An 18,313-nucleotide genomic window follows, 5' to 3' on the forward strand; every position below is an offset into this window, starting at 1 on the left:
AAAGAAAACAATGACACTGGCACCAGAAGGCCGCAAACTGCTGCGGGTTGAACAGCGCAACTCGGCAGTCCCGGTGGAGCGTAAGCCGGAGTGGATCAAGGCCAAGGTCCAGATGGGCCCCGAGTTCGTGCAGCTCAAGAACCTGGTCAAAAAGGAAGGCCTCCACACCGTCTGTGAAGAGGCCGGCTGCCCCAACATCTTCGAATGCTGGGAGGACAAGGAAGCGACCTTCCTGATCGGCGGCTCCGAATGCACCCGGCGCTGCGATTTCTGCCAGATCGACACCGGCAAGCCTTCCCCGGTGGACATGTTCGAGCCCACCAAGGTGGCCCGCTCCGTCCAGGCGATGCAGCTGCGCTACGCCACCGTGACCGGTGTGGCCCGGGACGACCTCGCCGACGAGGGCGTCTGGCTCTACGCCGAAACGGTCCGCAAGATCCACGAGCTCAACCCGGGCACCGGCGTCGAGCTTTTGATCCCGGACTTCTCCGGCAAGCCGGAACACATCGAGGCGATCTGCGATTCCAAACCCGAGGTCTTCGCCCACAACGTCGAAACCGTGCCGCGGATCTTCAAGCGGATCCGGCCCGCGTTCCGCTACGACCGCTCCCTGGACGTGATCACGCAGGGCCGCAAGCTCGGCATGGTGACCAAGTCCAACCTGATCCTGGGCATGGGCGAAACCCGCGAGGAGATTTCCGAGGCGCTGCGGGACCTGCACGAGGCCGGCTGCGACCTGGTCACGATCACCCAGTACCTGCGCCCGAGTGAGCGGCACCTTCCGGTGGACCGCTGGGTCAAGCCGCAGGAGTTCGTGGACCTGCAGCAGGAAGCGGACGAGATCGGCTTCCTCGGCGTCATGTCCGGGCCGCTGGTCCGCTCCTCCTACCGGGCAGGGCGGCTCTGGGCTACCGCGATGCGCAAGAAGGGCTGGGAAATCCCGGCCGAGCTCGCCCACATCGAAAGCTCCGGCAGCACCCGCCAGGAAGCCAGCTCACTGCTCGCGGCCACTGCCTGACCAGACCCAAACCCTGATGCCCAAAACCTGATGCTCAGAGAGGACCAATGATGTTCCCCATCAGAATTGAAATCATCCCTTCAGAGGGAATCGTTGAGCGGGTCACCGCCCAGGTGCCCTTGACCACGCCGCTCACCGTGACGTGCCTGCCGCAACACGGCATCGAGCGGACCATGCGCGCCGCCGTGCAGCTGAGCATGCTCGGATACACGGTGGTCCCGCATCTCGCGGCGCGGAGCCTGCACAGCCGTGCCGATCTCACCGGAATCCTCCGCGACTGCGACGTGGCCGGCATCGGCGAGGTGTTCGTGATCGGCGGAGACCGGAAGCAGCCGGCCGGTCCCTACGAACACGCCCTTCCGCTCCTGGACGACATCGCACAATACTCCGGCGGCGCCATGCGGGCTGGCGTCGCGGGCTACCCGGAGGGCCACCCCTCCGTCAACCCCGTGGAAATACTGGACGCCCTGCTGGCCAAGCAGCACGTGGCCACGCACGTGGTGACGCAGATGTGCTTCTCGGCATCGAAAATCCTTGATTACACGGCGCTCCTGCGCCGCGAGGGCGTCCGGCTGCCCGTCTGGGCCGGGGTGGCGGGGGCCGTCCCGCGGACCAAACTGGTCTCGCTGGCCACCCAGATCGGCGTCGGAAGTTCCCTGAAATTCCTGAGCCGGAAGGGTCCGCTGGCCCGCAAACTCCTCAGCGGGGACCGCTACTCACCGCAAAGCCTGGTGTCCGGGCTGGAAAGCCAGCCCGCCACCATCGCGGGCATCCACCTCTACAGCTTCAACAGCCTTGATTCGGTTCCCGGCGAACCGGATCAGGCGCCCACTTCCGCAGCACTCCAGCCAGCATCGATTCGAGGAGCAGCACGTGACAACTAAATCCCTGACTTCCCACCAGGAGCCGCATCTTGAGCGGCAGCTCAGCAACCGGCACATCCAGCTGATCGCCATTGGCGGCGCAATCGGCACCGGCCTGTTCATGGGTTCGGGCAAAACCATCTCCGCGGCAGGGCCCTCCGTCATCTTCGTCTACATGATCATCGGCTTCATGCTGTTCTTCGTCATGCGGGCCATGGGCGAACTGCTGCTGAGCAACCTCAACTACAAATCCTTCAGCGACTTCGCCGCGGACCTCCTGGGTCCCTGGGCTGGTTTCTTCACCGGCTGGACCTACTGGTTCTGCTGGGTGATCACGGGAATCGCGGACGTCATCGCCATTGCCGGCTACTCCAAGGAACTCTGGCCGGGGCTGCCGCTGTGGATCCCAGGCCTGGCCACCGTGGCCATCCTCCTGCTCCTGAACCTCACCACCGTGAAGGCCTTCGGCGAGACGGAGTTCTGGTTTGCGCTGATCAAGATCATCGCCATCGCGGCACTGATTGTGGTGGGCATGTTCATGATCTTCACCGGGTTCCAGTCCGACGCCGGCCCTGCCACCTTCACCAACCTGTGGAGCCACGGCGGTTTCTTCCCGAATGAGTTCATGGGATTTGTGGCCGGCTTCCAGATCGCCGTGTTCGCCTTTGTCGGCATTGAACTGGTGGGCACCACGGCCGCGGAGGCCAAGGACCCGGAGAAGAACCTGCCCAAGGCCATCAACTCCATCCCCATCCGCGTGCTGCTCTTCTACGTGGGCGCCCTCATCATCCTGATGTCCGTGACCCCCTGGACCCAGTTCCAGGCCGGCCACAGCCCGTTCATCGCAATGTTCTCCCTGGCGGGCCTGGGCGCCGCCGCCACCGTGGTGAACCTGGTAGTACTCAGCTCGGCCATGTCCTCGGCCAACTCCGGCATCTACTCCACCTCACGCATGGTGTACGGGCTGGCCCAGGAGGGTGACGCGCCGTCGGTCTTCAGTAGCCTGTCCCGCCGCAAGGTCCCGCAGAACGCCCTGTTCCTGTCCTGCGTCCTGCTGCTCTCCGGCGTGGTGCTGATGTACGCGGGCCAGGACATCGGCAAGGCCTTCGACATGGTGACCACCGTGTCCGCCGTCTGCTTCGTGTTCGTGTGGTCCATCATCCTGGCCAGCTACCTGGCCTTCCGCAGGCGCCGGCCGCAGCTGCACGAGTCGTCCAAGTACCGGATGCCCGGCGGCATTCCCATGGTCTGGGTGGTCTTCGCGTTCTTCGCCTTCGTCCTGTGGGCGCTGACCACGCAGCCGGATACGCTGCTGGCGCTCTTGGTGACGCCGGTCTGGTTCATCCTGCTCGGAGCCGCCTGGTTGGTGCTGCGCCGGCGGCCCGCTCACCTGGCCCGCTATGCGGCGTTCCAGGCCGACCTCGCCCGGGAAGATGAATCTTCCAACGCCCGGGAGTTCGAAAAGGTGCAGAAATGAGCACCGCGCAGACCCTGAACAGCCCGGAGCGCATGCCAGAGGACACTCCCGGCCTGGTTGAGCATGTTCTGACCGTCGACTGTGCCGAGTCGCCGGGTATCGTCCGGGCGATCTCAGCATTCCTGTTCGACCACGGCTGCGACATCCGGGACATCAAGCAGTACGGGGACAAGGGGCAAGGGCATTTCTTCATGCGCGTCCACTTCTCGTCGGCGCAGGAGTCCAGCACTGAGGGCCTGCGCCGGGACTTCACGCCTGTGGCGGAGGAGTGGCAGATGAGCTGGCAGTTGGAGCCGCACGGCCGCAAGCGCCGGGTGCTGGTGATGGTGTCCAAAATGGGCCACTGCCTCAACGACCTGTTGTTCCGGGCGCGCACCGGCGACATCCCCGTGGAGATCGTCGCGGTGGTGTCCAACCACCGCGAACAGGAGGGCCTGGTCCAGTGGCACGGCATCCCGTTCTTCCACCTGCCGGTCTCGAAGGACACCAAGCCCGAGGCCGAGGCAAGGCTCCTGGAAATCGTGGACGCCTTGGACGTGGAACTCGTGGTCCTGGCCCGCTACATGCAGGTGCTCAGTGACGAACTCTCGGCCAGGCTCGCGGGGCGCACCATCAACATCCACCACTCGTTCCTGCCCAGCTTCAAGGGTGCGAAGCCCTACCACCAGGCCTATGACCGCGGCGTCAAAACCGTGGGCGCCACGGCGCACTACGTCAACGCCGAACTCGATGAGGGCCCGATCATTGCGCAGCAGGTTATCGACGTGGACCACACGTACACCGCCGACGACCTGGTGGCAGTGGGCCGGGACGCCGAATGCGTGGCCCTCCGCAACGCCGTCCGCTGGCATTGTGAAGGCAGGATCCTGCTGCTTGGCAACCGCACCGTCATCTTGCGGTAGTGCTCATGAAACCGACAAAGGGAGCACCTTGGCGCCGGGTGTCATGGAACGCCTTGCCCACCGGGCAGCCAGTGCGGCTCTCACAGGACGGGCGCCCCATCGGCTCCGGAGTCGTGGACGGCAGTACGCCCGACGGTTCCATCATCTGGGTTGTCCTGGACGGCTGGCGCGAACGGCGGATGTTCCACAGGGAGGACTATGTGCAAGTGGAGATCAACGCGTAGCGGGCCACGGCGCAGGCGCGAGCTGAACCGGAAACGGACCGGCCTGCGGTTGCGCCTGGAAACATGGGCGGTAACGCTCACGGCCGTTGCCCTGATGACGGTCATCATCTCGCAGGCACTGACCTCTGGTCAGTGAGAAAAAGCCACGCGGACGACGGCGGGAGGTCCCGCCGTCGTCCGCGTACGCGCTAGGCAGTTAGCACGCCGTCGGCGTGGGTTCGCGCTGCCAGCATCTTGTCCAGGGGCTTGGCATAGCGCTCCTGGACGATCCTCAGGTGCAGCCAGGACTCGACGCTGGCCACGGACGCCATGGCACGCACCTTGTCCAAGATTTCATACATCTCATCCAGGGAGCTCACGCCAGCGGTGGCCACCAGGTCATACCGTCCGAAGCAGCTGGCGATGAACTCCACGCCGGGGGTGGCGGAGAAGAATGCGATGGCTTCCTCGGTTCCCGCAGACGTCGAGATGCCGAATCCAAAGGCCATGGCACGGGAGGAGCCGGAGCGGCTGCGGATGGGGCCGATCTGCATAACGCGCGCGTCCAGCAGGCGCATGACCCGGTTCCTGGCGGCACTGGCCGAGAGTCCGATGCGTTCCCCGAGCGCCTCGAAGCCCAGCCGGCCATCCAGCTGAAGCTCGCCCAGGATCAGCAGGTCCGTATGGTCCAGCTCCAGCCCCGGATCGGGCGGCTCCTTACCGAGGAAGAGGCTGCGGACCACCTCTTTGTACATCAGGACATCCACAGCGGCCACGCCCTCGGAGAGGCGGATGGCCTCCACATCCTCGTAGAGCCGCTCCACTGTCGGCAGGCGCAGCTCCGCGATGATGCCGTACCTGCCGGTGGTCAGGGAAGCGAAGACGGCCCCGTCCAGCTGGCTCAGTTTGTTCAGAGCCGGCTGGGCGGAGCCGTTGAGCTGGATGGAGACATGCGCGACGGCGGTCAGGCCCAGCAGCCGCGGGTGGACTGCAGCGACGATGCGCAGCTCTCCGGAAGATATGAGTTCGTTGACCTTGGCCGTTGCCACGGAGCGGGTCACGCCCAACTGCTTGGATAGATCGCTGAAAGACGCGCGGCCGTCGGCCTGCAGTAGTCGGATCAGCCGATTGTCCAGATCATGCATGGTCTTCACAATAAACGCCTCTTGTTGTCGGTGCCGTCACAGCGCACCTTGGCAGATCAGCGCAGTGAACCTCCATACGATTCAATTGTTCCACAGACTGGCATCAGTTCGGTGGATTTGTCGTACCCCCGCGCCATAAGGGAGCAAATACGGTGTTTGTGAATCCTGGAACGATGGATTCGCTTGCATTTGGGTGGAACTTGGCTAGTATCGTGACCAGCGCCACATCGGCTCCACCCGCTTTTCGCACCCAAACCGCGAATCCGATGTCATTGGAGATCTGCACATGCCCAAGTTCACGAAGGCCGCCATGGCTGCGGCCGCCCTGGCCCTGCTATTGAGTGGCTGTTCCGCTGCCGCGTCCACGAGTTCCGAGGGAAAGGCGCCAGCTGCCGCCGAGGCCCCCAATGGGCTGACGACGGCTGGCAAGCTTACCCTCTGCATCGACCCCGAGTACGCGCCTCTGGAGTACTACGCAAACGGTTCAAGCGGCAACATCATCGGATTCGACGCCGACGCTGCCAGGGCGCTTGCCAAGCACTGGGGGCTTGAAACCAAGTTCGAGGTAACCACCTTTGACGGACTGATGCCGGGGCTCCAGTCCCGCCGCTGCGACGCCATTTTCGGTGGCCTGTACATGAGCGAGGCGCGCCTGGCCGTGGCCGACGCCGCTCCCGTCATGAAGGCCGGACCGTCGATTCTTGCCGGCCCCGCCCTGGCAGGACAGTTCAAGCAGCCCCTTGACCTCTGTGGCCGCAGCGTCGCCGCGCAGACGGCATCGTCCAACGCCGCGCGGATCAACACACTCAAAGACGAATGCAAGGCCGCCGGCAAGGACGAACCGAAGCTCACCGAATACCCGAAGACGGCGGAAACCGTACTCGCCGTCATGAACGGCAAATCAGACGCCCTGATCGAGACCAATGTCGCCGCTTCCTACATGGCGGCCCAGAACGAGGGCAAGCTGGCCGTGGCGCCAGATGTCTTTGAAACGGACACCACGTTCGGCGTCTTCACACGCAAGAACGATCCGATCTCCCCGGTTCTCGCCGAAGCTCTGAAGGCCCTCCACAAGGACGGCACGCTGGCCCAGATCGCTGAGGACAACAAGCTCGACCCGGCCATCGTCGACGTTCACTAGTTATCGTGCCGGGACCACGGAGCCGTGGTCCCGGCCCCACTGAAAGGAGAGCCCGATGGAATTCGATATCGGCATCTTCGTCCAACAACTCGTGAACCCGAGCTACCTCTACGGGGCCTTCCTGTCCGTGGCCGTTGCCGTGCTGGCGCTAATACTGGCCACGGCCGTCGGGTTCGCCGTCGCCCTGGGACGCACGTCCCAGAGCCGCATCGCACAGGGTACAGCGGGGTTCTACACCTGGTTCTTCCGCGCCATCCCGGCGCTGCTGGTCCTGCTCATCATCTGGAACGCGCTGCCGCAGCTGTTCCCCGTGTTGCGCCAGGAATGGTTCACCCCGTTCATTGCCGCGTTCATCGGCCTGGGCATCGTGGAAGCAGCCTTCATGGCGGAGATCATCCGCTCCGCGCTGCTGAGCGTCGACGAAGGACAGAACCTGGCCGGACGCGCCCTGGGGATGTCGCCGGCGAAGGTCATGCTCAAGGTCGTGCTGCCGCAGGCCATCCGCATCGCGCTGCCGCCGACGGGCAACGAGTTCATCGGCCTGGTGAAATTCTCCTCCCTGGCCTCCGTTATCTCCCTGCAGGAACTGCTGACCACGGCCCAGGTGGGTGTCAACATCACCTTCCGCTACGCCGAGTACTACGCGGCCGCCATCATCTACTACCTGATCATCGTGAGCCTGCTGACCCTGCTCCAGAACTACGTTGAGAAGAAATTCCTATGGACCTCACGGTCAACATCCAAGAAGCCATCCACGCTGGAACCGATCGGCCAAGGAGTTCACGCATGACCCAGATGCCACAGCCAACAGAGGCCGCGGCGTGGACGCCTGCGGACCCCGTGCTGCAGGTGCGGAACCTGCACAAGAGCTACCAGGATCAGCACGTTCTCCGCGGCGTTGAATTCGACATCCAGCAGGGCCAGGTGAAGGCCGTCCTCGGCCCCTCGGGCTCGGGAAAGTCCACCATGCTGCGCCTCATGGCACTGCTGGAACCGGCAAATGACGGTGATATCCTCCTTCGCGGACGCCGCCTGGGTGTCCGCGAGCGCGGCACCACAACCGTTCCGCTGCCTGAGCGGGAGCTCGCCAAGGAACGGCGGGACATCGGCATGGTGTTCCAGAAGTTCAATCTGTTTCCCCACCTCAGCGCCTGCCGGAACGTGATGCTCGGCCTGACCTCGGTCCAGAATGTTCCGCACAAGGAGGCCGAGGAACGCGCCATGGGCATGCTTGAACGGGTGGGTTTGTCCCACCGTGCGGGGCACTACCCGTCGGAGCTCTCCGGCGGCCAGCAACAGCGTGTGGCCATCGCACGCGCCCTGGTCATGAACCCGTCCGTGCTGCTCTTTGACGAGCCGACGTCGGCCCTGGACCCGGAGCTGGTAGGCGAGGTGCTGGACGTGATGGAAGGCCTGGCCAATGACGGCATGACCATGATCGTGGTCACCCATGAAGTCCGTTTCGCCCGCCGCGTGGCGGACCAGGTCACCCTGTTCGACAGCGGCGCGATCGTGGAGCAGGCCACACCGGACGAGTTCTTCGACAACCCCCAGCACGAGCGCACCAGGAAGTTCCTCAGCCATGTCCACTGACTACCTGTCCCCTGATTTCATGTCCCCTGACGCGGAGCGGTTCCGGCCCTTGGCCGTCTACACGGACATGGAAGACATCGACTACTCCGCGGGCGTCGCCCTGCTGGAGGAGAACGGCTACGACGTCCGGTACCTCGGCAGCCAGGATCCCACCGTCATTATGGAACAGGCCAAGGACGCCGAAGCCCTGCTGGTGGGCTATGCCTCCGTCACGGCCGGCATCATGGACGCCATCCCGAATCTGAAGATCATTGCCCTGGTCTCCATGGGATACGACAACGTGGACCTGGACGCAGCCAAAGAGCGCGGCATCTGGGTCAGCAATCTCCCCGGCGTAGCCACGGAGGAAGTGGCCTCGCATGCCCTGGCCCTGGCCCTGGCAGTCACCCGCGAGATCCCGTTCTTCCAGGGCCGTGTGGCTGAAGGCGACTGGAACGGGCGGCCGGAAACCACGGTGTTCCGGCTCAGCCAGGAGCGGCTGGGCCTGATCGGTCTCGGCAGGATCGGCAGCCGTTTCGGGAAGCTGGCCTCCGGCGTCTTCGGCGAAGTCATCGGCTACGACCCCTACCTCCCGGACACGCCGGCCACCAGGGACATGCTGGCCAAGGCTGGCATTCGCCGGGCAGGTCTGGACGAGGTGCTGGCGGAGTCCGCCGTCGTGTCCTTGCATATGCCGCTCACGGAGGAAACCAGGCACATCATCAACGTCGAAAGCCTCGCGGCCATGCGGCCGGGCAGCTACCTGGTGAACGTGAGCCGGGGGCAATTGATCGACGACGGCGCCCTCCGAGCCGCCATCGACTCAGGACACATCCGCGCGGCGGCCCTGGACGTGCTCGACGTCGAGCCCGCCCCGGCCGACCACCCGCTCATGGGCCACCCCCGGATCCTGGTGACACCGCACATCGGATTCCTCTCGGACCACACCCTGGCCGAGTACATCAGGATTCAGGCCCAGAACGTCATTTCCCAGGCCCGCACCGGCGCCCCGGACACCCCGCTGTTCGAACTGGAACCAGCAGGCTGAGTGCCGGCTGGCTCGCAGCGGCACCGCACTACTCCTACACGTAAAGGTCATCCCCCATGTCATTCCCGACATCCCATGAAACGCCCGCCGCAGCACCGGCGGCAACCCTGTTCTTTGGCGGCACCATCCGGACGGTCGACACTGAGGATTCCGTCCCAGAAGCGCTGCTGGTGATCGGAAGCCGCATCGCCGCCGTCGGGACTCCCGAGGAATGCCGCTCTGCGGCCCGCGCACTCAGCACCTCGGTTCCGGAGGTCGTGGACCTCCGGGGCCGCACACTGGTCCCCGGGTTCGTGGACCCGCATGCCCACCCGCTGATGTATGGGCAGCTGCTGTCCTGGGTGGACTGTGGGCCTGAAGCCGCGCCTGACATCCCCACCATGCTCGAACGCCTGGCAAGGGCCGCGGCGGAAAATCCCGGCGACGGTCCGATCCGGGGCTACGGGTATGAGCACCGCAACCTGGCCGAGCAGCGCCACCCGAGCCGGCAGGAACTGGACACGGTCTCCAGCACCCGCGAGGTCTACGTCATGAACGCAAGTGGCCATGGCGGCATCGTGAACTCATTTGTCCTGGACACGGCCGGAATTGACTCGAACACCCCCAACCCGCCGGGCGGCACCTTCTTCCGCGACTCCGGGGGCTCCCTGACCGGCGAACTTTCCGACGCCGCCTGCGACATCCTCACGGGCGAGGACGGAGTGAAGCTCGGCCACCATGGACCCAACTTCCACCTGGCGGACACCAAGGAACAGCACCGCGGTCAGCTGCTCCATGCCCAGCGCGAGTTCCTCAGCCACGGCGTCACAACCATCGGTGATGCCCAGGTCACGAAGCGCGAATTCGCGGCCTACCTTGACCTGGTGGAGCGCGGGGAACTGGTGACCCGCATCAACGCCTACTTCCTCTCCAGCCTCCTGGATGAAGTCCTGCAGCTGGGCCTCGTGGACCACTTCGGCGATTCGCTCCTGTCCTTCGCGGGCATCAAGCTCTACGCGGACGGAACGCTGGGCGGCTGGACGGCGTACTTCCCGGAGGGCTACCGCGACGACCCCTGCCGCACCGGTTCGCTTTACCATGAGCCCGCGGAATACCGTTCGCTGGTGGTCAGGGCCCACAGCGCAGGCCTGCAGACGGCCACCCACGCGCAGTCGCCCACGGCCATCCAGCTGGTGATCGATGCCGTGAAGGAAGCCACTGCCGTCTCGCCGCGGGCGGACCACCGCCACCGGATCGAGCACTGCGGCCTGCCCACGCCGGAGCAGATCACGGAGATGGCCGGCCTCGGCATCCTTCCGGTCAACCAGCCCCAGCACTACTTCAACTGGGGCCCGGGTGTGCTGGACGCGATCGGCAGCCCCGGGGAGCGCTTCAACCCCCTGGGCGAATTCGTGGCCGCGGCGGTACCCGTCACCATGAGCTCGGACGCCCCCGTGGCCGAACCGCGTCCGCTGGAGGCCATCCAGACCGCCGTTACCCGCAAGACCCGCTCTGGCGTGCAGCTCGGCTCGGACGAGTTGAAGATCGACGCCGCCGCCGCCCTCCGCGCCCACACCATCAACGGCGCACGGGCGATGGGACGTGAGAAGGACCTGGGTTCCCTGGAACCGCAAAAGCTCGCCGACTTCGTGATCCTCGCCGAGGATCCGCTGGCGGCGCCTGCCGAACGAATCAGCAGCATCGACGTCGTGGAGACCTGGGTCAACGGCGTGCGCGTGTACACCGTGTAGGCGCGGGATCGCCGGAAAGCTGCCAGTTCGCCGGAACCGTCCGGCGACCTCGCAGCTTTCCAGCGATTTCGGCGTCCCGGCCACAGCTCAAACGGCGACGGCGGCACTCTGGTGAGTGCCGCCGTCGCGGTTTTGTGCTGCCTGCCGAAGGGCTCAGGCCTTGCGGATGGCCTCGGCCAGGCGCTTGACGCCCTCGGTGAGCTGTTCTTCCTGGGCGTAGGAGAAGGCGATGCGCAGCTGGTTGGCACCGCCGCCGTCGGCGTAAAACGCACTGCCGGGCACAAACACCACTCCGGCCTCGATCGCCGCTGCGAGCACCCGTTCGGTGTCGGTGCCCTCCGGCAGCGTGACCCAGGTGAAGAATCCTCCCGTGGGCGTGGTCCAGCCGGTTCCCTCCGGCATGTGGGCGGCCAAGGCGTCCAGGGTGGCCTGGCAGCGGGCGGCGTAGACCGCACTGTAGGCGTCGATCTGGCCGCACCAGTCGAAGCTGCCGATGTACTGCTCCACCACTAGCTGGCTCAGCACGGAAGGGCAGATGGTGGTGGCTTCGGAAGCGATCTGGAGGCGCCCGCGCACGTCCTGCGGCGCCACCACCCAGCCGACGCGCAGCCCGGGGGCGAAGATCTTGGAGAACGAGCCAAGGTAGAACACGTTGTCCGGATCGAGCGTGTGCAGGGCGGGCTTCAGCGTGCTGTCAAAGCTCAGGAGTCCGTACGGGTTGTCCTCGACGATCAGCACGCCTTCGGCCCGGCAAATGTCCACCACGCGCTGCCGCCGCTCCATGGACAGGCTGATGCCGGAAGGGTTGTTGAAGTTGGGGATGGTGTAGAAGAACTTGATGGTCTTGCCGGCTGCCTTGAGTCCGGAGATGACTTCCTGCAGACGGTCAGGATCAACACCGTCGCTGTCCATGGCGACATGTGCCACTTCGGCCTGGAAGCCTTCGAACACGCCCAGGGCGCCCACGTAGGTGGGTCCTTCGGCAATCACCACGTCCCCCGGATCGCAGAAGAGTTTGGTTACCAGTTCAAGGGCCATCTGCGAGCCTGCGGTGATCTGCACGTTTTCCGGAGCCGCCTTGATGCCTTCGAGCTCCATGACCTGGCAGATCAGGGCCTGCAGTTCCTCGGTTCCGGCGCCGGAACCGTACTGCAGGGCCTCCAGGCCGCGGCGTGCAACCACCTCGCCCGCCATGGCAGCGATGCGGCCCATCGGAAGAACCGGCAGGTACGGATTGCCGCCGGCCAGGGAAATCATGCCCGGCTGCATCGAGATGTCGAATACAGCGCGCACGGGCGAGGGCTGGAAACCGGCCGCGCGCTTGGCCATCCGGTCTACATGGGACAGTGCTGTTGTAGTGGTCATGGTGGTCCTTTGGTGTTTTGGCTTGGGCGCGGCAGTGCGCCCGGGCGATGGTGGTTACTGGGCCGCTTTACTGGGCGGAGAGAAAACGGTGCAGGATTCGGGTTCCGGCTTGGAGCGCCGTGACGGGGACGCGTTCGTCGATGCCATGGAACATGCCGGCGAAGTCAAAGTCCGCGGGAAGCCTCAAGGGCGAGAAGCCGTAGCAGTTGATGCCCAGCCGGGAGAATGCCTTGGCATCCGTGGCCCCGGAAATGACGAACGGCAGTCCCCTTCCGGCGGGGTCGACGGCGGTGATCGCCGCTTTCATGGCGTCCAGGAGGGGGCCATTGGCCGGTGCCTCAAGGGAGCGGCCCTCGGACCAGCTCACCTCGATGCCCGGCCCCAGAAGTTCCATGAATTGTTCCTTGAACTCGTCATCGGTGCCGGGAGCGATGCGGCAGTCCACCGTGGCGGTGGCCGTGCCGGGGACAACGTTGGTCTGGTAGCCGGCGTGGAACTGGGTGGGGACGGTGCTGCTGCGCAGTCCGGGGCGGAGCATCGCGGCGAGCGATCCCAGGGAGCCGAGCTCTTCGTCGAGCCTGTCGAGATCCAGGGGACGGCCGAGAACCTCGCCCAGCTGCTCCGCCAGGGCTGTGATCGAGGCGCTCCGGACCACCGGCCATTCGTACGAGGAGATGTGGGCCAGGGCGGCCGAAAGGCGCGCGACGGCGTTGGCTTCGTTGGGCACGATCGAACCGTGGCCCGTGGTTCCCCGGGCCGTCAGCGTTGCCCAGGCGACACCCTTTTCCGCGACGCCCAGAAGGTAGATGCGCAGGTCCTCATTCAGCTGGAGGGAGAATCCACCGATCTCGCCGATCGCCTCGGTGACGCCATGGAACAGATCCGGGTGTTCGTCCACCAGGAACCCGGCTCCGAACTCTCCGGCTATTTCTTCATCGGCCACGAAGGCGAAGACGATGTCCCGCCGCGGGACGAAGTTTTCCCGGCGCAGCTGGCGAACGGCGGCCACGGTCATGGCAACCATGTCCTTCATGTCCACCGCTCCGCGCCCCCAGATGAAGCCGTCCTTGACCTCGCCGGAGAACGGGTCCACGGTCCAGTCGATCACGTCCGCGGGGACGACGTCCGTGTGGCCGTGGACCAGAAGGGCCGCCGCGTCCGGGTCTCGGCCTTTCATCCGGACTACAATGTTGCCGCGGCCCGGTACTTTTTCGACCCACTGGCACTCGAGGCCGGTTTCCGCGAGCAGCGACTGGATGTATTCGGCGCAGCGTGATTCGCCGTCGCCGGTGGTGGCCGGGTCACCGGTGTTGGTGGAGTCGATCCGGATCAGGCTGCGGCAAAACTCCACGGCCTCGGCGGCCATGGCGTCATGATGTTCCCCCACGGTGTGGTCCTTTCCTAGCGCGCGTCCACGAGTTTGGAGCGCTTCCTGAGAATGAATTCCTGGGCATCGATCCCGAACTCGCGGGCGGCAAAGCGGTGCAGCGTCTCGATCAGTTCTTCCGGCGTGAAGGTGTGGACCCCGTTCAGCGACTGGATCGCGAGTCCATCGATGGTGGCCACAAGCAGTGTTGCCAGTTCGTTGACGTCGATGGAGGGCCGGAGGAGTTTCTCGTCCGCGGCCTCTTCAAGCGCCCTCACGAAAAGGCCCCGCCATGAACTCCAGACGGCCGCGACGCTTTCGCGGATTTCGGCGTTCTTGTGGGCCGCGGCATAGATCTGCAGCCAGAAGCCCCAGGCCTCTTCGAACGGGGTGTCGCCCTGGATGGAGAAGGTCAGCAGGTCGTGGAGCCGTTCGAGGGCATTGTCGCCGCGGTCGTAGATACGCTGCCATTCCGCAAGGGATTCCTCTATGCGGTACTCCACAGCCGCGCCGATCAGCCGGTCGCGGTGCCGGAAGTAGTGCTGGATCATGCCGATGCTGAAGCCGGAGGCCTCGGAAAGTTCTGCGAAGGAGCAACCCTCCACACCCCCGCGGGAGATTACCTGCGAGGCGTAATGCAGAATGCTCTGCCGGCGTTCGGCCATCGCCTCGGCTGTGACGCTTCGCGTGCGGCGGCCCGGGGTTGTCTCGCTCATGCCGTTGCTCCTTGGTTTGTCTGGTCGCGCTGGTCGCGCTGGTCGCGCTGGTCCAGGTGTGGCGCCCTGGGTGCCGTCTGTCATCTCTCTCCACGATGTTGCCATGGTCCCTTGACACGCGTTGTTGCTCCTCCCACAATAAGTTGAACATATTGTTATTTCAACCCAATCCGAACTGGAGATCCACAAATGGTGCACAAAGGCGTGAAAAGGTCCCTCGTGGCTGTGGCTGCCATCAGCTTCCTGGCGTTGACAACGGCTTGCACCAACGCCGAGGGATCGCCTCCCACCGCATCAGGCAACGAAGCCAAAAGCGGCCAGAGCGGGCAGGAACTTGCGCAGGGAGTGCAGCCGGATTCGACGGTCCAGGAACTTGTCCCGGCCGCCATCAAGGGCAAGGGGTCGCTGACGCTGGTCACAGACCCCACCTACGCTCCGATTGATTTCACCGACGAGCAGGGCAAGATCGTTGGGCTGGAGCCGGACATGGCCCTGGCCGTGGCGAAGAAGATGGGCCTCACCATCGCCATCGAGAAAGCCGATTTCAACGGCATCCTGGCCGGTATCGAGGCCCGGCGTTACGACGCGTCGTGGGCCGCGTTCTCCATCACGGAGGAACGCAAGGACAAGGTCAACATGGTCAGCTACATGCGTGGCGGAACCTCCGTCATGGTCCGCAAGGGCAATCCGCTGGGCATCCAGTCCGAAATGGACCTCTGCGGCAAAACCGTCGCTGCCCAAACCGGAACCACCCAGGCGCTGAACGTGCTCCCGGCCTTCGAAAAGAAGTGCGCCGATGCAGGCAAAGACAAGCCCGTTTCCCTTTTGCTGCCCCAGCAGGACAACGTCAACCAGTCAGTGGCGGCGGGCCGCGCCCAGGCATTGGTGGCGGACAATGCGCTGACCGGATACTACGCCCAGTTGCAGCCGGACGCCTTCACCTCCGTGGACTCCATTCTGGTGGAACCGTCCCTGTCAGGCGTTGTGAGCCCCAAGGATGACGGCGGTTTGTCCAAGACCTTCCAGGCGGCCATCCAGTCCCTCATGGACGACGGAACCTACGCCAAGATCATGGAGTCCTGGAACCTCAAGTCCGGCATCCTCAACAAGTCCGAGGTCAACCCGTCGGTGGGGTCATGACCGTGTCCGAACGATCCGTCGCCGCCGAAAAGCGGCGTGATTTTGCGGACCTGGCTTCACGGCCGGTGCTCAAGCGAAAACGGCCCGGGCAGCTGATCGCCATGGTGGTGGTGGGGTTGTTCTCGCTCATGGGCGGCTACGTGATCGTCACCAACCCCGGCTTCGGCTGGCCCACCGTGGCCAGATACCTGTTCGATATCCGTATCCTCAACGGCCTGTTGACCACCATCGAGCTCACGGTCATCGCCATGGTCCTCGGCTTCGTGATCGGCCTGGTCATCGCGGTCATGAGGATGTCGGACAACTCCCTCCTCCGCGGCGTGGCCGGCGCCTACATCTGGTTTTTCCGCGGCACTCCGCTGTTGGTGCAGATGCTCTTCTGGGGCTTTGCCGCCGTCCTGTTTCCCACGATCGGCATCGGCATCCCCGGCGGCCCGATGCTGGTGGAATGGAACACCAATGACCTGCTGCCCCTGTTTGTGGCCGGCATCCTGGGGCTGGGCCTGAACGAAGGAGCCTACATGGCCGAAATCGTGCGCGCGGGCCTCATGGGTGTTCCGGCCGGGCAGTCCGAGGCATCCCACGCCATGGGCTTCAGCCGGATGGAAACCCTGCGCCACGTGGTCATTCCACAGGCCATGAAGATCATCCTTCCGCCCGTGGGCAATGAGACCATCTCCATGCTCAAGACCACCTCGCTGGTGATTGTGATCGGCGTCGGGGACCTGCTGTACAACACCCAGCAGATCTACGCCCGCAACCTCGAGCAGATCCCGCTGCTGATCGTCGCGAGCCTCTGGTACATCCTGCTCACCACCATCCTCTCGCTCATCCAGGCCCGCATAGAGAAGCGGTACTCCCGCGGCAACGTGCTGCAGGCACGAAAGGCGTAACGGCAATGTCTGAAGTACAGTTCCTCAACGTCCACAAGGACTTCTCCGGCATGGAGGTCCTCAAAGGCATCAACTTCACCGTTGAAGCCGGGCAGGTGGCCTGCCTGATCGGACCCTCCGGTTCCGGCAAGTCCACCCTGCTGCGCTGCGTCAACCACCTCGAAACCACCAGCTCCGGGACCATTCTGGTGGGCGGGCGCATGATCGGCTACGAAGTCCACGGGGACCGGCTCATCGAGGCACACCAGAAGGACATCAACAGGCGCCGCTCCCGGATCGGCATGGTGTTCCAGTCCTTCAACCTCTTCGGGCACATGACGGCCCTGGAGAACGTGATGATGGGCCCGGTCAAGCTCCTCAAGGTCCCCAAGGCGCGGGCCGAAGCGGAAGCCCGCGAACTCCTGGCCAAGGTGGGCCTGGCCGACCGCACCGGGCACTACCCTGCCCAGCTCTCCGGCGGCCAGCAGCAACGGGTGGCCATTGCCAGGGCGCTTTCCATGAAGCCCGATCTCATGCTCTTCGATGAGCCCACCTCCGCCTTGGACCCCGAACTTGTGGGCGAAGTCCTGGACGTCATGAAGGCCCTGGCCCGCGACGGCATGACCATGATCGTGGTGACCCACGAGATGGGCTTCGCACGCGAAGTGGCGGACGTGGTGGCGTTCATGGATGGCGGCGTCATTGTCGAAGCCGGCGATCCCAACGAGATCATCTCCCGTCCCCAGCACGAGCGCACCAAGGCGTTCCTCTCCAAAGTGCTCTAGGACCCCCTCCCTTGTCCGGTTCCCAGTCGTATGCACCATGGGCCGGCCCCAAGCCACATTCAAAGGATTCAGCCTTGACCAGCACCATCCCCACCAACAACGTCGGCCGCGCCGTCATGACCACCCTGCGGAACTACGGGATCGACGCGATCTTCGGGATCCCCGGTACCCACAACCTTGAGTTCTACCGGCATCTGAAGCCGCTCGGCATCCGCCCGGTCACCACCCGCCACGAGCAGGGGGCCGGGTACGGCTCCGACGGCTGGAGCCAGCTGAAGGGGCTGCCCGGCGTCGTGATCACCACCTCCGGACCCGGGCTGCTGAACGCCATGTCCGCCGCCGCCACCTCGTACTGCGAGTCCCGGCCCATGATCATCCTGTCCCCTGGTGCGCCCCGCGGCAGCGAATTTTCGGACATCGGGCTCCTGCACGAAACCAAGGACCCCACCGGCGCTGTCCGGGCCCTCATCGGGCGCAGCACCCGGGTCGCCAGTGGCAGCGAGGCCGTGGAGCTGATTCACGAGGCCTTCGCGCTCTTCGCCCACGGGCGTCCGCGCCCTGTCCACATCGAGATCCCGCTGGACCTGCTGGAGTCCGCCTCCGATGTCGACCCCGCCGCGCTGGAGGCTCGCCCGCTGGGCGCTCCGAAGAAAGCTGCCGACGACGCCGTCGCGGCCGCTGCGGACATGCTCCGGAACGCGTCCAACCCGGTGATTCTGGCCGGGGGCGGATCGCTGGGAACCGGTGCCGCCCTGCTCCAGCTCGCAGAGCTCCTGCAGGCCCCGGTGGTCACCACCATCAATGGCAAGGCCGCCATTCCGGAGACGCACCCGTTGTCCCTCGGCTCCGAGATCCGGCTCCCCGCGGCCCAGGACCTGTGCAACTCCTCCGACGCGTTGCTGGTCATCGGCAGCAAATTGGGCGAGTCCGAAATGTGGGGCGGAAAGATCCTCGCCCAGGGTGGCTGCAT

General features: G+C 64.9%; 17 protein-coding genes and 1 pseudogene. 14 read left to right on the plus strand and 4 right to left on the minus strand.

Features of this window, described 5'->3' with window-relative positions; genetic code table 11:
* The first annotated feature begins 10 nt into the window (after nucleotides 1-10).
* Genes lipA through QFZ69_RS01970 form a run of 5 tightly spaced genes read left to right on the plus strand, consistent with a single transcriptional unit; the run spans nucleotide 11 to nucleotide 4,484 of the window.
* Entirely contained in the window at nucleotides 11-1,018 is a 1,008-nt protein-coding gene (gene lipA / locus QFZ69_RS01950; RefSeq protein ID WP_306915257.1) for a lipoyl synthase, read from the plus strand.
* A gap of 47 nt (nucleotides 1,019-1,065) precedes the next feature.
* Nucleotides 1,066-1,902 (plus strand): methylenetetrahydrofolate reductase, encoded by an 837-nt coding sequence (locus tag QFZ69_RS01955; RefSeq protein ID WP_306915259.1) that lies wholly within the window; start codon nucleotides 1,066-1,068, stop codon nucleotides 1,900-1,902.
* Nucleotides 1,892-3,358, plus strand: coding sequence for a D-serine/D-alanine/glycine transporter (cycA, locus tag QFZ69_RS01960; RefSeq protein WP_306915260.1), 1,467 nt, complete (start codon nucleotides 1,892-1,894; stop codon nucleotides 3,356-3,358). Before QFZ69_RS01955 ends, cycA begins: the two co-directional genes overlap by 11 nt.
* Entirely contained in the window at nucleotides 3,355-4,260 is a 906-nt protein-coding gene (purU, locus tag QFZ69_RS01965; RefSeq protein ID WP_306915262.1) for a formyltetrahydrofolate deformylase, read from the plus strand. The genes cycA and purU overlap by 4 nt, the downstream gene beginning before the upstream one ends.
* Before the next feature lie 5 nt (nucleotides 4,261-4,265).
* The gene (locus QFZ69_RS01970; protein ID WP_306915265.1) at nucleotides 4,266-4,484 is read left to right on the plus strand and encodes a hypothetical protein; all 219 of its coding nucleotides are present in this window, start codon (nucleotides 4,266-4,268) and stop codon (nucleotides 4,482-4,484) included.
* A gap of 188 nt (nucleotides 4,485-4,672) precedes the next feature.
* On the opposite strand, the gene QFZ69_RS01975 is transcribed toward QFZ69_RS01970, so the two are convergent.
* Complete coding sequence (locus QFZ69_RS01975; RefSeq protein ID WP_306919566.1) at nucleotides 4,673-5,608, minus strand: Lrp/AsnC family transcriptional regulator; 936 nt, start codon at nucleotides 5,606-5,608, stop codon at nucleotides 4,673-4,675.
* Nucleotides 5,609-5,894: 286 nt separating this feature from the next.
* Between QFZ69_RS01975 and QFZ69_RS01980 the strand changes: the two genes are divergently transcribed.
* The 5 genes from QFZ69_RS01980 to QFZ69_RS02000 are packed head-to-tail and all read left to right on the plus strand — an operon-like array spanning nucleotide 5,895 to nucleotide 11,099.
* Nucleotides 5,895-6,749: an ABC transporter substrate-binding protein gene (locus QFZ69_RS01980; protein ID WP_306915267.1), complete on the plus strand. Its 855-nt coding sequence runs from the start codon at nucleotides 5,895-5,897 to the stop codon at nucleotides 6,747-6,749.
* 55 nt (nucleotides 6,750-6,804) lie between these two features.
* Nucleotides 6,805-7,539, plus strand: coding sequence for an amino acid ABC transporter permease (locus QFZ69_RS01985; RefSeq protein WP_306915269.1), 735 nt, complete (start codon nucleotides 6,805-6,807; stop codon nucleotides 7,537-7,539).
* Complete coding sequence (locus QFZ69_RS01990) at nucleotides 7,536-8,342, plus strand: amino acid ABC transporter ATP-binding protein (protein WP_306915271.1); 807 nt, start codon at nucleotides 7,536-7,538, stop codon at nucleotides 8,340-8,342. Before QFZ69_RS01985 ends, QFZ69_RS01990 begins: the two co-directional genes overlap by 4 nt.
* Nucleotides 8,332-9,369: a C-terminal binding protein gene (locus tag QFZ69_RS01995; protein ID WP_306915273.1), complete on the plus strand. Its 1,038-nt coding sequence runs from the start codon at nucleotides 8,332-8,334 to the stop codon at nucleotides 9,367-9,369. The genes QFZ69_RS01990 and QFZ69_RS01995 overlap by 11 nt, the downstream gene beginning before the upstream one ends.
* 56 nt (nucleotides 9,370-9,425) lie before the next feature.
* On the plus strand, nucleotides 9,426-11,099 hold the full coding sequence (locus QFZ69_RS02000) for an amidohydrolase (protein WP_306915275.1): 1,674 nt from the start codon (nucleotides 9,426-9,428) through the stop codon (nucleotides 11,097-11,099).
* A gap of 153 nt (nucleotides 11,100-11,252) precedes the next feature.
* Here the strand turns inward: QFZ69_RS02000 and QFZ69_RS02005 are convergent, their stop codons facing one another.
* From QFZ69_RS02005 to QFZ69_RS02015, 3 genes are all read right to left on the minus strand, one after another.
* Nucleotides 11,253-12,464 (minus strand): PLP-dependent aminotransferase family protein, encoded by a 1,212-nt coding sequence (locus QFZ69_RS02005; protein WP_306915277.1) that lies wholly within the window; start codon nucleotides 12,462-12,464, stop codon nucleotides 11,253-11,255.
* A 67-nt stretch (nucleotides 12,465-12,531) separates the two neighbouring features.
* Nucleotides 12,532-13,851 (minus strand): M20/M25/M40 family metallo-hydrolase, encoded by a 1,320-nt coding sequence (locus QFZ69_RS02010; protein ID WP_306915279.1) that lies wholly within the window; start codon nucleotides 13,849-13,851, stop codon nucleotides 12,532-12,534.
* Nucleotides 13,852-13,865: 14 nt separating this feature from the next.
* Entirely contained in the window at nucleotides 13,866-14,546 is a 681-nt protein-coding gene (locus QFZ69_RS02015) for a TetR/AcrR family transcriptional regulator (protein ID WP_306915284.1), read from the minus strand.
* Nucleotides 14,547-14,735: 189 nt separating this feature from the next.
* On the opposite strand from QFZ69_RS02015, the gene QFZ69_RS02020 reads away from it, so the two are divergent.
* From QFZ69_RS02020 to QFZ69_RS02035, 4 genes and pseudogenes are all read left to right on the plus strand, one after another.
* On the plus strand, nucleotides 14,736-15,686 hold the full coding sequence (locus QFZ69_RS02020; RefSeq protein WP_306915286.1) for a transporter substrate-binding domain-containing protein: 951 nt from the start codon (nucleotides 14,736-14,738) through the stop codon (nucleotides 15,684-15,686).
* Nucleotides 15,687-15,688: 2 nt separating this feature from the next.
* The gene (locus QFZ69_RS02025; RefSeq protein ID WP_306915288.1) at nucleotides 15,689-16,579 is read left to right on the plus strand and encodes an amino acid ABC transporter permease; all 891 of its coding nucleotides are present in this window, start codon (nucleotides 15,689-15,691) and stop codon (nucleotides 16,577-16,579) included.
* A 5-nt stretch (nucleotides 16,580-16,584) separates the two neighbouring features.
* Nucleotides 16,585-17,343, plus strand: coding sequence for an amino acid ABC transporter ATP-binding protein (locus QFZ69_RS02030; RefSeq protein ID WP_306915291.1), 759 nt, complete (start codon nucleotides 16,585-16,587; stop codon nucleotides 17,341-17,343).
* A gap of 116 nt (nucleotides 17,344-17,459) precedes the next feature.
* A pseudogene (locus tag QFZ69_RS02035) lies at nucleotides 17,460-18,281 on the plus strand (thiamine pyrophosphate-binding protein); the annotation flags it as partial.
* Nucleotides 18,282-18,313: the final 32 nt, after the last annotated feature.

Source organism: Arthrobacter sp. V1I7 (genome assembly GCF_030817015.1).
Taxonomy (GTDB): domain Bacteria; phylum Actinomycetota; class Actinomycetes; order Actinomycetales; family Micrococcaceae; genus Arthrobacter.

What these genes read in the sequence shown, in the direction of transcription:
- QFZ69_RS02030 (WP_306915291.1), top strand. Translation starts at nt 16,585, where the DNA reads ATGTCTGAAGTACAGTTCCTCAACGTCCACAAGGACTTCTCCGGCATG.
- QFZ69_RS02000 (WP_306915275.1), top strand. Translation starts at nt 9,426, where the DNA reads ATGTCATTCCCGACATCCCATGAAACGCCCGCCGCAGCACCGGCGGCA.
- purU (WP_306915262.1), top strand. Translation starts at nt 3,355, where the DNA reads ATGAGCACCGCGCAGACCCTGAACAGCCCGGAGCGCATGCCAGAGGAC.
- QFZ69_RS02005 (WP_306915277.1), bottom strand. Translation starts at nt 12,464, where the DNA reads ATGACCACTACAACAGCACTGTCCCATGTAGACCGGATGGCCAAGCGC.
- QFZ69_RS01995 (WP_306915273.1), top strand. Translation starts at nt 8,332, where the DNA reads ATGTCCACTGACTACCTGTCCCCTGATTTCATGTCCCCTGACGCGGAG.
- QFZ69_RS01985 (WP_306915269.1), top strand. Translation starts at nt 6,805, where the DNA reads ATGGAATTCGATATCGGCATCTTCGTCCAACAACTCGTGAACCCGAGC.
- QFZ69_RS01975 (WP_306919566.1), bottom strand. Translation starts at nt 5,608, where the DNA reads ATGCATGATCTGGACAATCGGCTGATCCGACTACTGCAGGCCGACGGC.
- QFZ69_RS02020 (WP_306915286.1), top strand. Translation starts at nt 14,736, where the DNA reads ATGGTGCACAAAGGCGTGAAAAGGTCCCTCGTGGCTGTGGCTGCCATC.
- lipA (WP_306915257.1), top strand. Translation starts at nt 11, where the DNA reads ATGACACTGGCACCAGAAGGCCGCAAACTGCTGCGGGTTGAACAGCGC.
- QFZ69_RS01980 (WP_306915267.1), top strand. Translation starts at nt 5,895, where the DNA reads ATGCCCAAGTTCACGAAGGCCGCCATGGCTGCGGCCGCCCTGGCCCTG.
- QFZ69_RS01970 (WP_306915265.1), top strand. Translation starts at nt 4,266, where the DNA reads ATGAAACCGACAAAGGGAGCACCTTGGCGCCGGGTGTCATGGAACGCC.
- QFZ69_RS01955 (WP_306915259.1), top strand. Translation starts at nt 1,066, where the DNA reads ATGATGTTCCCCATCAGAATTGAAATCATCCCTTCAGAGGGAATCGTT.
- QFZ69_RS01990 (WP_306915271.1), top strand. Translation starts at nt 7,536, where the DNA reads ATGACCCAGATGCCACAGCCAACAGAGGCCGCGGCGTGGACGCCTGCG.
- QFZ69_RS02015 (WP_306915284.1), bottom strand. Translation starts at nt 14,546, where the DNA reads ATGAGCGAGACAACCCCGGGCCGCCGCACGCGAAGCGTCACAGCCGAG.